Annotated in this window: 11 protein-coding genes; 8 read left to right on the forward strand and 3 right to left on the reverse strand. The window is 72.1% G+C overall.

Annotated elements, in window-relative coordinates; genetic code table 11:
• From ACFY15_RS19395 to ACFY15_RS19430, 8 genes are all read left to right on the forward strand, one after another.
• The coding region (locus tag ACFY15_RS19395) for a HAMP domain-containing protein (RefSeq protein ID WP_390825822.1) at positions 1–3,699 on the forward strand (3,699 nt) is incomplete at its 5' end.
• A gap of 235 nt (positions 3,700–3,934) precedes the next feature.
• Complete coding sequence (locus ACFY15_RS19400) at positions 3,935–4,615, forward strand: two-component system response regulator (protein ID WP_390690135.1); 681 nt, start codon at positions 3,935–3,937, stop codon at positions 4,613–4,615.
• A 201-nt stretch (positions 4,616–4,816) separates the two neighbouring features.
• Positions 4,817–7,591, forward strand: coding sequence for a DNA translocase FtsK (locus ACFY15_RS19405; RefSeq protein ID WP_390690136.1), 2,775 nt, complete (start codon positions 4,817–4,819; stop codon positions 7,589–7,591).
• 208 nt (positions 7,592–7,799) lie between these two features.
• Positions 7,800–8,699, forward strand: coding sequence for a RodZ domain-containing protein (locus ACFY15_RS19410; protein WP_390690137.1), 900 nt, complete (start codon positions 7,800–7,802; stop codon positions 8,697–8,699).
• A gap of 145 nt (positions 8,700–8,844) precedes the next feature.
• Entirely contained in the window at positions 8,845–10,359 is a 1,515-nt protein-coding gene (rimO, locus tag ACFY15_RS19415) for a 30S ribosomal protein S12 methylthiotransferase RimO (RefSeq protein WP_390690138.1), read from the forward strand.
• Positions 10,356–11,012: a CDP-diacylglycerol--glycerol-3-phosphate 3-phosphatidyltransferase gene (gene pgsA / locus ACFY15_RS19420; protein WP_390690139.1), complete on the forward strand. Its 657-nt coding sequence runs from the start codon at positions 10,356–10,358 to the stop codon at positions 11,010–11,012. The genes rimO and pgsA overlap by 4 nt, the downstream gene beginning before the upstream one ends.
• Positions 11,013–11,068: 56 nt before the next feature.
• Positions 11,069–11,569: a CinA family protein gene (locus ACFY15_RS19425; protein ID WP_390825823.1), complete on the forward strand. Its 501-nt coding sequence runs from the start codon at positions 11,069–11,071 to the stop codon at positions 11,567–11,569.
• Between the two features lie 109 nt (positions 11,570–11,678).
• Positions 11,679–12,059: a helix-turn-helix domain-containing protein gene (locus ACFY15_RS19430; RefSeq protein ID WP_007266936.1), complete on the forward strand. Its 381-nt coding sequence runs from the start codon at positions 11,679–11,681 to the stop codon at positions 12,057–12,059.
• 427 nt (positions 12,060–12,486) lie between these two features.
• On the opposite strand, the gene ACFY15_RS19435 is transcribed toward ACFY15_RS19430, so the two are convergent.
• From ACFY15_RS19435 to ACFY15_RS19445, 3 genes are all read right to left on the reverse strand, one after another.
• The gene (locus ACFY15_RS19435; RefSeq protein ID WP_390690141.1) at positions 12,487–13,257 is read right to left on the reverse strand and encodes an SDR family NAD(P)-dependent oxidoreductase; all 771 of its coding nucleotides are present in this window, start codon (positions 13,255–13,257) and stop codon (positions 12,487–12,489) included.
• Positions 13,258–13,289: 32 nt separating this feature from the next.
• On the reverse strand, positions 13,290–14,102 hold the full coding sequence (locus ACFY15_RS19440) for a DNA-formamidopyrimidine glycosylase family protein (protein ID WP_390690142.1): 813 nt from the start codon (positions 14,100–14,102) through the stop codon (positions 13,290–13,292).
• A 108-nt stretch (positions 14,103–14,210) separates the two neighbouring features.
• Entirely contained in the window at positions 14,211–14,924 is a 714-nt protein-coding gene (locus ACFY15_RS19445) for a hypothetical protein (protein WP_390690143.1), read from the reverse strand.
• Positions 14,925–14,969: the final 45 nt, after the last annotated feature.

A 14,969-nucleotide genomic window follows, 5' to 3' on the forward strand; every position in this document is an offset into this window, starting at 1 on the left:
GTGGCGCGCGGTGACCTGTCGCAGAAGATCGACGTGGACGCGCGCGGGGAGATCCTGGAGCTGAAGAACACCATCAACACGATGGTCGACCAGCTCTCCGCCTTCGCGGAGCAGGTGACCCGGGTGGCCCGGGACGTGGGCACGGAGGGCAGGCTCGGCGGCCAGGCACAGGTGCCCGGGGTGGCCGGCGTGTGGCGCGACCTGACGGACTCGGTGAACGGCATGGCCGGGAACCTGACCTCGCAGGTCCGCAACATCGCCCAGGTCGCGACGGCGGTGGCGCGCGGTGACCTGTCGCAGAAGATCGACGTGGACGCGCGCGGGGAGATCCTGGAGCTGAAGAACACCATCAACACGATGGTCGACCAGCTCTCGAACTTCGCGGAGCAGGTGACCCGCGTGGCCCGCGAGGTGGGCACCGAGGGCATCCTGGGCGGCCAGGCGGAGGTGAAGGGGGTCTCGGGCACCTGGAAGGACCTCACCCAGTCCGTCAACTTCATGGCGAACAACCTGACCTCGCAGGTCCGCAACATCGCCGAGGTGACCACGGCGGTGGCCATGGGCGACCTGTCCAAGAAGATCACGGTCGACGCCAAGGGCGAGATCCTCGAACTGGTCACCACGGTGAACACGATGGTGGACCAGCTGTCCTCCTTCGCCGAGCAGGTGACGCGGGTGGCCCGTGAGGTGGGTACCGAGGGCATCCTGGGCGGCCAGGCCCGGGTGCGCGGGGTGACCGGCATCTGGAAGGACCTGTCGGACAACGTCAACACGATGGCCGGGAACCTGACGGCGCAGGTGCGCGGGATCGCCCAGGTGTCGGCGGCCGTGGCCAACGGCGACCTGACGAAGAAGGTCACCGTCGAGGCGCGCGGCGAGGTCGCGCAGCTCGCCGACACGGTCAACACGATGGTGAAGACCCTGTCCTCCTTCGCGGACGAGGTCACGCGCGTGGCCCGCGAGGTGGGCACGGAGGGCCGCCTCGGTGGTCAGGCGCACGTCCCGGGGGTCTCGGGCACGTGGAAGGACCTCACCGACTCGGTGAACTTCATGGCCTCCAACCTCACCGGCCAGGTGCGGCAGATCGCCATGGTCACGACGGCCATCGCCAAGGGCGACATGACCAAGAAGATCGACATCGACGCGCGCGGGGAGATCCTGGAGCTGAAGACGACCATCAACACGATGGTCGACCAGCTGTCCTCCTTCGCCGACCAGGTGACGCGGGTGGCCCGTGAGGTGGGTACCGAGGGCATCCTGGGCGGGCAGGCACGGGTGCGCGACGTCGACGGCACCTGGCGGGACCTCACCGAGTCCGTGAACGAGATGGCCGGCAACCTGACCCGCCAGGTGCGCGCCATCGCGGCGGTGGCCACCGCGGTGACCCGCGGGGACCTGAGCCTGAAGGTCGACGTGGACGCGGCGGGCGAGATCCAGGCCCTCCAGGACAACATCAACACGATGATCGTGAACCTGCGCGACACCACCCTGGCCAACAAGGAGCAGGACTGGCTCAAGGGCAACCTCGCCCGGATCTCGGCCCTCATGCAGGGCCGCCGGGACCTGGACGACGTGGCCGGGCTGATCATGAGCGAGCTGACGCCGGTGGTCGCGGCGCAGCACGGCGCGTTCTTCCTCGCGGTGCCGGTGGGCGGCAGCCCCGAGATCGGGACGGACGGCGGCGCGGAGGGCTCGTACGAGCTGCGGATGCGCGGGAGCTACGGGTACGCGGGCGGCCAGATGCCGATCTCCTTCCGGCCGGGGGAGGGGCTGATCGGGACCGTCGCCGAGGAGAAGCGGACGGTCCTGGTGGAGAACACCCCGCCGGGCTACCTGAAGATCTCCTCGGGGCTGGGCGAGGCGCCGCCGGCGCATGTGATCGTGCTGCCGGTGCTGTTCGAGGGCAAGGTGCTCGGCGTCATCGAGCTGGCCGGCTTCCAGCCCTTCACGCAGATCCAGAAGGACTTCCTCAGCCAGATCGCCGAGATGATCGGCACGAGCGTCAACACCATCTCCGTCAACTCGAAGACGGAGATGCTGCTCAAGCAGTCCCAGGAGATGACCGAGCAGCTGCGCGAGCGCTCCGACGAGCTGGAGAACCGGCAGAAGGCGCTCCAGGCCGCGAACGCGGAGCTGGAGGAGAAGGCGGAGCTGCTGGCCCAGCAGAACCGGGACATCGAGGTGAAGAACACCGAGATCGAGGAGGCCCGGCAGGTCCTGGAGGAGCGCGCCGAGCAGCTCGCGGTCTCGATGCGCTACAAGAGCGAGTTCCTCGCGAACATGTCGCACGAGCTGCGCACCCCGCTCAACTCGCTGCTGATCCTGGCGAAGCTGCTGGCGGACAACGCGGACGAGAACCTCTCGCCGAAGCAGGTGGAGTTCGCGGAGACCATCCACGGGGCGGGCTCGGACCTGCTCCAGCTGATCAACGACATCCTCGACCTGTCGAAGGTCGAGGCCGGGAAGATGGACGTCTCCCCGACGCGGATCGCGCTGGTCCAGCTCGTGGACTACGTGGAGGCCACCTTCCGGCCGCTGACGGCGGAGAAGGGCCTCGACTTCTCGGTGCGGGTCTCGCCGGAGCTGCCCGCGACCCTGCACACCGACGAGCAGCGCCTGCTCCAGGTACTGCGCAACCTGCTGTCGAACGCGGTGAAGTTCACCGACAACGGAGCGGTGGAGCTGGTGATCCGGCCCGCTGGGGCCGACGTGCCGACGGCGATCCGCGAGCAGCTGCTGGAGGCCGGGTCGCTGCGCGACGCGGACGCCGACCTGATCGCCTTCTCGGTGACCGACACCGGCATCGGGATCGCGGCGAGCAAGATGCTGGTGATCTTCGAGGCGTTCAAGCAGGCGGACGGCACGACGAGCCGCAAGTACGGCGGCACGGGCCTGGGCCTGTCCATCAGCCGGGAGATCGCCCGGCTGCTGGGCGGGGAGATCCACGCGGCGAGCGAGCCCGGGCGCGGGTCGACGTTCACCCTGTACCTGCCGCTGCACCCGAGCGAGCTGCCCCCGCAGGGGTACGCGCCGCCCACGCCCGGCGGGGCGCGCGCGGAGTACCGCAGGGCGGCCGAGGGGGCGCTGCCGGCGCCGCAGCCCGTCCCGGTGGCGGCGCTGCCCGCGGCCCCGCAGAACGCGGTCCCGGTGCGGCAGGCCCTGCCGGTGGCGGAGCCCGCCGGACAGGGTTCCCCGTCGCTGTTCCGGCGGCGGCGCAAGCCCGTGGCCGGTCCGCTGCCGCGCACCGAGGTGCCGGGGCAGTCGGACGCGGTGGCGTGGGAGGAGCAGGAGCCGCTGCCGGCGGCGCCGCGCACGTACGGCTTCCACGGCGAGCGGGTGCTCATCGTGGACGACGACGTGCGCAACGTCTTCGCCCTGACCAGCGTGCTGGAGCAGCACGGGCTTGCGGTGCTCTACGCCGAGAACGGCAGGGAGGGCATCGAGGTGCTGGAGCAGCACGACGACGTGGCGGTCGTGCTGATGGACATCATGATGCCGGAGATGGACGGGTACGCGACGACGTCGGCGATCCGGCGGATGCCGCAGTTCGAGGGGCTGCCGATCATCGCGCTGACGGCGAAGGCGATGAAGGGGGACCGGGAGAAGGCCATCGACTCCGGGGCCTCCGACTACGTCACCAAGCCGGTCGAACCCGACTACCTGCTGTCGGTCATGGAGCAGCACATGCGCGGGGACTGACCGGCGGCCGGGGCGCGGCGGGCGGGCCCGGGGGGAACCTTCCGCCCTCCCGCCGCGTTTCCGATTCGTGCACAGTGACATCTTGGTGACAGGGTGTGGCGATCTCGGGACTGGGGCTACGATGACCGGCACAAGGACGGACGGCGCGAAGACGTCGTCTTCTGGGGCGGGCCCCGGCACACAGGCCGGCGCCCGGAGCCGGGGAGGCCCCATGCCGGGGCGAGGAGGACAGGGCATGGTGCAGAAGGCCAAGATCCTCCTGGTCGACGACAGGCCGGAGAATCTGCTGGCGCTGGAGGCCATCCTCTCCGCGCTCGATCAGACACTGGTCCGGGCGTCGTCGGGGGAGGAAGCGCTCAAAGCGCTGCTGACGGACGATTTCGCGGTCATCCTGCTGGATGTGCAGATGCCGGGAATGGACGGGTTCGAAACCGCCGCGCACATCAAGCGGCGCGAGCGGACCCGGGACATCCCGATCATCTTCCTCACCGCGATCAACCACGGTCCCCACCACACCTTCCGCGGGTACGCGGCGGGCGCGGTGGACTACATCTCGAAGCCGTTCGACCCCTGGGTGCTGCGCGCGAAGGTCTCGGTCTTCGTCGAGCTCTACACCAAGAACTGCCAACTGCGGGAGCAGGCGGCCCTGCTGCGCCTCCAGCTGGAGGGCGGCGGTTCCAACGGCGACGGCAGCAAGGAGGCGGCCGGGCTGCTGGCCGAGCTCTCCGCGCGGCTCGCGGCGGTCGAGGAGCAGGCCGAGGCGCTGACCAAGCAGCTCGGCGAGGACTCCGCCGACGCCGCGGTGGTGGCGACGGCCGCGCACCTGGAGCGCAGGCTGACGGGCCTGCGGCGGGCGCTGGACGCGCTGGAGCCGGGAGCCGGCGGGACCGCGGCGGTCCTGCCCGCTCAGGGCTGAGGGGCCGCGCCGGGACCCGGGTCCCGGCGGCGGACGCCTTCGCGGCTGCCCGGACGGGAGGCGAAGCGGGCCGGTCCGAGGGCCTGATGGGGGGCCGTCAGGTCTGCCGGTGCGTCAAAGAGCGTACGGACGGGGCGACACGAACGGGTGAAGGGGTGGGCACGCGTGTCCACCGGCGCGCGCACCGGTAACCTCGGCCCCATGGCCTCACGTACGTCCGGCAAGGGTTCCCAGAGCACCGCGGGCACCGCGAAGGGCCGCCCCGGCCGTACGGCGGCGCCGGCGAAGAAGACGGCTCCCGCGCGCAAGCCCCCCGCGAAGAAGGCCGTGGCGGCCAAGCGCGCCCCGGCGAAGAAGACGGCCGCCAAGGCGGCGCCGTCCCCGACCGGCGGCGTGCTGTGGGTCGTGCGCGGCTGCTGGCTGGGGATGGCGCACCTCGTCGGCAAGGCCTTCCGGGGCATCGGCCGGGGGGCGAGGAACCTCGACCCCGCCCACCGCAAGGACGGCGTCGCGCTGCTCCTGCTCGCCCTGGCCCTGATCGTCGCCGCCGGGACCTGGTCCAACCTGAGCGGGCCCGTCGGGGACCTGGTCACCATGCTGGTCACCGGGGCCTTCGGGCGCTTGGACCTGCTCGTGCCGATCCTGCTCGGCGTCATGGCGGTGCGCTTCATCCGCCACCCCGAGCAGAGCGACGCCAACGGGCGCATCGGCATCGGCCTGTCCGCCCTGGTCATCGGCGTCCTCGGGCTGGTGCACATCGCCTGCGGGGCCCCCGGCCGCGACGAGGGCACCACCGCCATGCAGAACGCGGGCGGGCTCATCGGCTGGGCCGCCTCCAAGCCGCTGATCTTCACCATGGGTGCGCCGCTGGCCGTGCCCATGCTGGTGCTGCTCACCGTCTTCGGCCTGCTGGTCGTCACCGCGACCCCGGTCAACGCGATCCCGCAGCGGCTGCGCCGGCTGGGGATCCGGCTGGGGATCATCGCCCCGAACGAGTACGACGAGGGGTACGGGCAGGCCGCGGGCGCCGGCCGGCACGACGCCGAGCAGTGGCGGGCCCGCACGGAAGGCGCGGCGGGGCCGGGCGACCCCGTGGACGCCGCCGAGGAGGCGGCCCTGGCCAAGCGCCGCCGGCCCCGCCGGGCCGCCGCGCGGCCGGGGGAGCGGGAGATGGACGCGGTCGACGTGGCCGCAGCGGCCGCCGCCGCGCTGGACGGGGTGGTCTTCGGGGGGCTGCCGCCGTCCCCGGTCGTCGCCGACCTCACCCAGGGGATCACCCCCCGGCGGGACGGCGTGGAGATCACCGCCCCCGTGCCGCCCGCCCGCGAGGAGCGGCCGGCCGCCCCCGCAGCTCCCGCCGCCCCGGCGGAGCCGGAGCCCGCCGACGTGCCGCACGAGCCCACCGCGGCCGCCTCGGGCACCCTGTCGGTGCCGGACCTGACCAAGGCCCCGCCCGAGAACCAGCCCCTGCCGCCGCGCGCCGAGCAGCTCCAGCTGCGTGGGGACATCACGTACTCCCTGCCGTCGCTGGACCTGCTGGAGAAGGGCGGCCCCGGCAAGACCCGCAGCGCCGCCAACGACTCGGTGGTCGCGGCGCTGACGAACGTGTTCACCGAGTTCAAGGTGGACGCACAGGTCACCGGTTTCACCCGGGGCCCGACGGTCACCCGCTACGAGGTCACGCTCGGCGCCGCGGTGAAGGTCGAGCGGATCACGGCGCTGGCGAAGAACATCGCCTACGCCGTGGCCTCCCCGGACGTGCGCATCATCAGCCCGATCCCGGGCAAGTCGGCGGTCGGGATCGAGATCCCGAACACCGACCGGGAGATGGTCAACCTCGGCGACGTCCTGCGGCTGGCGGACGCGGCCGAGGACGACCACCCGATGCTGGTCGCGCTGGGCAAGGACGTCGAGGGCGGCTACGTCATGGCCAACCTCGCGAAGATGCCGCACGTGCTGGTCGCCGGCGCCACCGGCTCCGGCAAGTCCTCCTGCATCAACTGCCTGATCACCTCGGTCATGGTCCGGGCCACCCCGGAGGACGTGCGGATGGTGCTGGTCGACCCCAAGCGGGTCGAGCTGACCGCCTACGAGGGCATCCCGCACCTGATCACGCCGATCATCACCAACCCCAAGCGGGCCGCCGAGGCCCTCCAGTGGGTGGTGCGCGAGATGGACCTGCGCTACGACGACCTGGCCGCCTTCGGGTACCGGCACATCGACGACTTCAACCAGGCGATCCGCGACGGCAAGATCAAGCTGCCGCCCGGCAGCGAGCGGGAGCTGAGCCCGTACCCGTACCTGCTGGTGATCGTCGACGAGCTCGCGGACCTGATGATGGTGGCCCCGCGCGACGTCGAGGACTCCATCGTGCGGATCACCCAGTTGGCCCGCGCCGCCGGCATCCACCTGGTGCTCGCCACCCAGCGGCCCTCGGTGGACGTGGTGACCGGTCTGATCAAGGCGAACGTGCCCTCGCGACTGGCCTTTGCGACCTCCTCGCTCGCCGACAGCCGGGTCATCCTGGACCAGCCCGGAGCCGAGAAGCTCATCGGCAAGGGTGACGGACTGTTCCTGCCGATGGGCGCGAACAAGCCGGTCCGCCTCCAGGGCGCCTTCGTCACCGAGGACGAGATCGCGGGCATCGTCCAGCACTGCAAGGACCAGATGGCCCCCGTTTTCCGGGACGACGTCACGGTCGGACAGAAGCAGAAGAAGGAGATCGACGAGGAGATCGGCGACGACCTGGACCTGCTGTGCCAGGCGGCCGAGCTGGTGGTCTCCACCCAGTTCGGCTCCACCTCGATGCTCCAGCGCAAGCTGCGCGTGGGATTCGCCAAGGCGGGGCGGCTGATGGACCTGATGGAGTCCCGGGGGGTCGTGGGTCCCAGCGAGGGCTCCAAGGCCCGCGACGTCCTCATCAAACCGGACGAACTGGACGCCGTACTCGCCGTCATCCGGGGAGAGGCTCCCTAGAACGGGCATCCGCCCGCCTCACCCGACCGCAGGGGGTTCGGCGGGCAACCGTTTCCCCTGGGCGCGCGTCCAGTTGTGGGAGGCAGCGGCGGGCGGCGCCCTCGCCATACGGATGGCGTAGGAAGCAGACCCTCCGGTTGCCCGACCCTTTCGTCACCCCCCTAGACTGGACATCCAGCAGGTGGCTACACGCTCGAAAGGCGCCCTCGTGTCCATCGGCAACTCCAACTCCCCCGAAGAAGAGCGGCCTTCGACCGACGACCGGTCCGAGGACCGTCTCGTCGAACGCTCCGTCGAAGGACCGTCCATCGGGACGGCCCTCAAGAAGGCCCGGATCGCCGCCGGGCTCACCGTCGACGAGGTCTCGTCCACCACGCGCGTGCGCATCCCGATCGTGCACGCGATCGAGGAGGACGACTTCACGCGGTGCGGCGGCGACGTCTACGCCCGCGGCCACATCCGTACGCTCGCCCGCGCCGTTCACCTCGACCCGGTACCCCTGGTCGAGATGTACGACGCGGCACACGGCGGCCGGCCGGCCCCCACCCCCGCCGCGCCGATGTTCGACGCCGAGCGCATCCGCCCCGAACGGCAGCGGCCCAACTGGACCGCCGCCATGGTCGCCGCCATTGTCGCCGTGATCGGCTTCGTCGGCTTCACCGCCTTCAGCGGCGGCGACGAGAAGGCCAAGCGGCCGGTGGCGGAAGGTTCCGCCACCCCGCAGCCCGCGCCCAAGCAGTCGGTGGGCCGGCAGCCCCCGGCCAAGACCCCGCAGGCCCCGCCGGCCCCCAAGCCGGAGCCCTCGGACAGCGCCATCGCGGCCGCGCCCAAGGACCTCGTCACCGTGGTCCTGACGGCCGACGTCGGCGAGAGCTGGATCTCGGCGAAGGACCACAGCGGCCGGCTGCTCTTCGACGGCACCCTCGCGCACGGCGAGTCGAAGACGTTCACCGACAAGGAGTCCGTCGACCTCGTCCTGGGCGACGCCGGGGCCGTCAAGCTCTTCGTGAACGGCAAGGAGATCAAGGACCGGTTCGAGTCGGGCCAGGTGGAACGTCTCACCTACACCAAGGACGACCCCCGCCAGGGCCAGGCGCAGGCGGGCTGAACGGCCCCGATCGGCGACGATTGGCGCGGAATAAAAAATTCCAGATCCCCGGTACCCGTGCGGCAGCTGCCGCCGGCCACCGGGGATCTTGCTGTGGGGGGACTTGGGGCGGGGGCCGGCGCCGGGACGAAGTAGTCTTGAGTCCATGCCCGAACGCCGTACCGTCGCCCTTGTCACTCTTGGCTGCGCCCGTAACGAGGTGGACTCGGAGGAGCTCGCAGGCCGCTTGGCGGCGGATGGCTGGGAGCTCGTCGAGGACGCCGCCGACGCGGACGTCGCCGTCGTCAACACCTGTGGCTTCGTCGAAGCCGCCAAGAAGGACTCCGTAGACGCCCTGCTGGAAGCCAACGACCTCAAGGACCACGGCCGCACCCAGGCCGTCGTCGCCGTCGGCTGCATGGCCGAGCGCTACGGCAAGGAGCTCGCCGAGGCCCTCCCCGAGGCCGACGGGGTCCTCGGCTTCGACGACTACGCCGACATCTCCAGCCGTCTCCAGACCATCCTCAGCGGTGGCAGCGTCGAAGCCCACGCCCCGCGCGACCGGCGCCAGCTGCTGCCGATCAGCCCTGCCGAGCGCCAGAAGGCCTCCGTGGCCCTGCCCGGACACGCCCAGGACGGCGCCGAGGCGCCCGCGGAGGCCCCCGCCGACCTCCCCGAGGGTGTCGCCCCCGCCTCCGGCCCGCGCGCCCCGCTGCGCCGCCGCCTGGACAAGAGCCCGGTCGCCTCGGTGAAGCTGGCCTCCGGCTGCGACCGCCGCTGCTCCTTCTGCGCGATCCCGTCCTTCCGCGGCTCCTTCATCTCCCGCCGCCCCTCCGACGTGCTGGGAGAGACCCGCTGGCTCGCCGAGCAGGGCGTCAAGGAGATCATGCTGGTCTCCGAGAACAACACCTCGTACGGCAAGGACCTCGGCGACATCCGCCTGCTGGAGACCCTGCTGCCCGAGCTCGCCGCCGTCGACGGCATCGAGCGCGTCCGCGTCAGCTACCTCCAGCCTGCCGAGATGCGGCCCGGCCTGATCGACGTGCTCACCTCGACCCCCAAGGTCGCGCCGTACTTCGACCTGTCCTTCCAGCACTCGGCCCCCGACGTGCTGCGCGCCATGCGCCGCTTCGGCGACACCGACCGCTTCCTGGAACTGCTGGACACCATCCGCTCCAAGGCCCCGCAGGCCGGCGTCCGCTCCAACTTCATCGTCGGCTTCCCCGGCGAGACCGAGGAGGACTTCGCCGAGCTGGAGCGCTTCCTCACCCACGCCCGCCTCGACGCCATCGGCGTCTTCGGCTACTCCGACGAGGACGGCACCGAGGCCGCCACCTACGAGAACAAGCTGGACGAGGAGACCGTCGCCGAGCGCCTCGCGCACATGCAGCGGCTCGCCGAGGAGCTCACCTCCCAGCGTGCGGAGGAGCGGATCGGCGAGACCCTTGAGGTACTCGTCGAGACGGTCGTCCCGTTCGACGAGGCGGAGGAGGGCGAGGGCGCCTACGGGCGCGCCGCCCACCAGGCCCCCGAGACCGACGGCCAGGTCGTCTTCACCGACGGCACCGGCCTGGTGCCGGGGCGCATCGTCACGGCCAAGGTGGTCGGCACGCTGGGCGTGGACCTGGTGGCCGAACCCCTGGGCACGGAGTTCTCGGAAATCCAGGAGGCGGCCGGATGAGCGGAGTCCCGGCATCGGCGGCGGGCGGGACCGGCCGCCGGCCCGCGCCCGGCGCGAAGCTCGGGACTGCGGCCGTCAGCCAGGCCAGCCTCTGGAACATCGCCAACATCCTGACGATGGTCCGGCTCGTCCTCGTGCCGGGATTCGTCCTGCTGCTGCTCGCCGACGGGGGCTACGACCCCGTCTGGCGGGCCCTGGCCTGGGCGGCCTTCGCCGTCGCCATGATCACGGACATCTTCGACGGGCACCTGGCCAGGACGTACAACCTGGTCACGGACTTCGGGAAGATCGCCGACCCCATCGCCGACAAGGCGATCATGGGGTCGGCGCTCGTGTGTCTCTCCTGGCTCGGGGACCTGCCCTGGTGGGTGACCGGGGTCATCCTCGGGCGGGAGCTCGGCATCACGCTGATGCGGTTCTGGGTGATCCGCTACGGGGTGATCCCCGCCAGCCGCGGCGGCAAGCTCAAGACGCTGGCCCAGGGGACGGCGGTGGGCATGTACGTGCTCGCGCTGACCGGCCCGCTGGCGACCCTGCGCTTCTGGGTGATGGCGGTGGCCGTCGTGCTGACCGTGGTCACCGGTCTGGACTACGTCCGGCAGGCCCTGGTGCTGCGCCGGGCGGGACTGGCCGCGGAGCGGGCCGCGCGGTGACGAACGGGGCGGGGCAGGCGCCGGAATCCGCGGGAGCGGGGTACGGCGCCGTGCGCGTGGCCGAAGACGTGCTGAGGCTGCTCGCGGAGCGTGACCAGAGCCTGGCCGTGGCGGAGTCGCTGACCGGGGGGATGGTCGCCGCGGAGCTGACGGCGGTGCCGGGGGCATCGCGCTCCTTCCGCGGGTCCGTCACGGCGTACGCCACTGAACTCAAGCATCGCGTCCTCGGCGTGGACGCGGCCCTGCTCGCGGCCGAAGGCGCGGTGAACGCCCAGGTCGCCGCCGAGATGGCCGACGGGGTCCGGCGCGTGATGGGCGCTTCGTGGGGGATCGCGACGACCGGCGTGGCCGGTCCGGACCCCCAGGACGGGCAGCCGGTCGGCACCGTCTTCGTCGCCGTGGCGGGCCCGGGCGGCAGGAAAACGGCCCGGCTGCGGTTGAACGGCTCCCGTACGGAAATCCGTAGGGAGAGTGCACGCACAGTGCTCGAACTGCTCTCGAGCGAACTCCGCGAGAATCTGCGGGGGCAGGATACGGAACAGAACGGGGGGACTTGATGTTTGCAGCCCTGAGTGAACACGACATCGCTCCCCGCACGGCCGCGGCGCGAGGCGGTACGGTGGGGCGTGAAGGTTACGGCTACACGGTCAGAGGAGGGAGCCACCGATGATTCTGCTCCGTCGCCTGCTGGGTGACGTGCTGCGTCGGCAGCGCCAGCGCCAGGGCCGTACTCTGCGCGAAGTCTCCTCGTCCGCCCGAGTTTCGCTCGGCTATCTCTCCGAGGTGGAGCGGGGGCAGAAGGAGGCATCCTCCGAGCTGCTCTCCGCGATCTGCGACGCGTTGGACGTACGGATGTCCGAGCTGATGCGCGAGGTCAGTGACGAGCTGTCGCTGGCCGAGCTCGCGCAGTCGGCAGCCGCAAGCGAACCGGTGCCGGCACCGGTGCGCCCGATGCTCAATTCGGTCTCCGTGGCCTCGGTCACGGGCGGACCCGAACGGGTGACCATCAAGGCACCCGTGGAAGCGGTGAACGTCGTAGCCGCTTGAGTGCGCGAGCTGGACACGTGGGTGTGGCGGAGCCCCGGGCGGTGCGTGGAGCACCGGCCGGGGCTCCTTGCCGTCCACGGCTCCCCCGCAGGCCGCGTGCCCGCAGTTCTGGGTGCGGGGGCCGGGGGTGTGGGGGAGGATGGGCGCGACCGGGAACCGGCCCTCTGGGAGGTGGCCGTGCGGCTGTCACTGCGCATACCTGTGGTTCTGTCCGTCGTGCTGGCCCTGCCCCTCGCGCTCGCGGCGGGCGCGCTGTGGTGGTGGGCCGTGGTGAGGCTGGCGGTGGCGCCGGCCGACTCGGGCCCCGTGGAGGGAGCGATAGCCATCGGCGGCTGGGGACTGGGGCTGCTGCCCGTGCACTGCGTACCGGGCCCCGCGCGCAGGGCCGGGGGCCGGACCCCCGGCGCCGCCGCGGGCGCGGAGGGCGCTACCAGGGCATCGCCACCCCGCCGTTCGGCCGGAGGATCTGTCCCGTCATGAAGGACGAGGCGTCAGAGGCCAGGTAGAGCACCGCGTGGGCGATGTCCTCGGGCTCGCCGACCCGGCGCAGCGGGGACATCCGGACCATGGCGGCCTCCGTCTGCTCCTGGGCCTCGGGAGTGTGGCGGGAGGTCATGGGGGTGCGGACCCACCCCGGGGCGACGGCGTTGACGCGGATGCCGTGCGGGCCGCTCTCGGTGGCCAGGGTCTTGGTCAGCTGCACCACGGCGGCCTTGGCGGCGCTGTAGCAGAGCAGGCCGGGCTGGGCGGCGTCCACGGCGCCGGAGGCCATCGTGACCACCGAGCCGGGGCGGCCGGCGGCGATCATGGATCTGACAGCCTCCTGGCAGGTGCGCAGGACCCCCTTGAAGTTGATGTTCAGGATCCGGTCGAGGTCCTCGTCGGTGGTCTCCAGGACGCTGCTGGTGTGCATGACCCCGGCGACGGCCGCGGCGATGTCGAGCGGCCCGGCCGCGGCGACGGCGGCCCGCAGCGCGGCGCGGTCGGTGACGTCGAGGGGATGGGCGGTGGCGGTTCCGCCGGCCTTGGCGATCAGGTCCGCGGTCTCGGCGAGGCCCCGCTCGTCGCGGTCCGCGCAGTGCACGGCCGCGCCCGCGGCGGCGAGCAGGAGCGCGGAGGCCCGCCCTATGCCGGCGGCGGCTCCGGTGACGAGCGCGGTCCGGCCCGTGAGGTCGTACGCGGTGATGGGTGTGGGCATGGCAGGACCGCACGAGTGGATCTGACGAGGCGTCAATTGTTTGGTGTGTCCGGGCTGGGGCCGGACTGGCAGCGCGGGCACCAGTAGGTGGGGCGGTCGTCCTGCGGGGCCTCGTGCACGGGGGTGCCGCAGCGCAGGCAGGGGCGGCGGGCGCGGCCGTAGACGAACAGCTCCCGGCCGGGGCGGCGGCTGCCGGTGGTGTTGCGGGGACCGCCGTGGCCGGTGTTGGCGGCGAGCAGGCGCTGGGCGGCGGCCGCGATGCGGACGGCGGTGACCTCGGGGTCGGGGAGCGCTCCGACCGGGGTCCAGGGGGTGGCCGCGGCCAGGAAGCAGAGCTCGGACTTGTAGATGTTGCCGATCCCCGCCAGGTTGCGCTGGTCCAGCAGGGCCTCGCCCAGGGGGCGGCCGGGGGCGGCGAGCAGGTTGGCGGCGGCCCGGTCGGGGTCCCAGTCGGGGCCGAGGAGATCGGGGCCCAGATGGCCCACGGCCCGGGCCTCGTCGGCGGTGCGCAGCAGCTCCAGGACGGGGAGGCGGTAGCCGACGGCGGTGGCGTCCGCGGCGGCCAGGACGGCCCTGATCTCGTAGTGGGGGCCGCCGCGCCACTTCTCGGCCGGGGCGAAGACGTACCAGGCGCCGTCCATGCCGAGGTGGCTGTGGAGGGTGAGGCCGCCTTCGAGGCGGGCGAGGAGGTGCTTGCCGCGCGGGGTGACGTCCAGGGTGGTGCGGCCGGTGAGGTCGGCGGTGGCGAAACGGGGGACGCGGAGGTCGGCGTGGGTGAGGGGCTTGCCCGCGAGCGCGGCGTGCAGCCGGGCCGCGGCGCGGTGGACGCTGTCTCCTTCGGGCATGGGGCCATTGTCACGCCGCCGGGGCGGGGAAACGCGGAACCCCCGGGCGGGGTGGCCACCACGGGGGTTCCGGGGATCAGGAGGTGCGAGGGCCCGGCGGGCCGCTCATCACTTCCAGGTGAGGCCCTTCTGCGGCGGGCTGCTCAGGTTGTTGTACGGGTCACCCCAGTACTCGGCGCCGGTGACCTTGGTGCCGGTCGGCGCGAGGGCGATGGCGCAGGAGGTCTGGGTCTGGCCGTTGGTGAAGCCCTTCGGCAGCGAGTCGCTCGGGCACTTCTCGAACTTGCCGATGGTCAGGACGGTGTCGGCCTCGCTGCCGCCGTCCAGCAGGCCCTTCATGTGGCCCACGCTGGAGAACGACAGGTCGGTCGCGCCGGTGTTCTTGATCGTGTACCGGATGTAGAAGGGGGACTTGCCCTTCGCCTTGTCGCCGAGGTTCAGCGCCGACAGGTCGGCGGGGGTGCCCGCCTCGATGCCCGTGACGGTGAGGGCGATCTGGCCGCCCTTGTTGCTGCCGTAGCTGAACGGGACGGTCGCCGACTCGCCCATCTTGAACGCCTGGCCGGACTTGGCGACCGCGCCGCCGGCACCGCCGGCGGGAGCGCCGGAGGCGCCGTCGTAGCCGCCCGCGGCCGGGGAGCTCGGGGCTCCGGCCGGCGGGGTGGCGTAGCCGCCGGGCTGGGACGGTGCCGCGGCCGGGGCGGACGGGGCCGCCGGGGTGAGCTCCTCGTTGCCGTCCTTGCAGCCCGTCAGGACCAGGGTGCCGGCGACGGCGATGCCGGCCGCGGCCAGAGTGGTCTTGCGCATGCTGATGCTGCTCACTTCTCTTCTCCCCCATGACTGTGCACCGCCAACGCGGTGCCTGTG

The sequence above is a fragment of the Streptomyces sp. NPDC001373 genome (assembly GCF_042895815.1).
Lineage (GTDB): Bacteria > Actinomycetota > Actinomycetes > Streptomycetales > Streptomycetaceae > Streptomyces.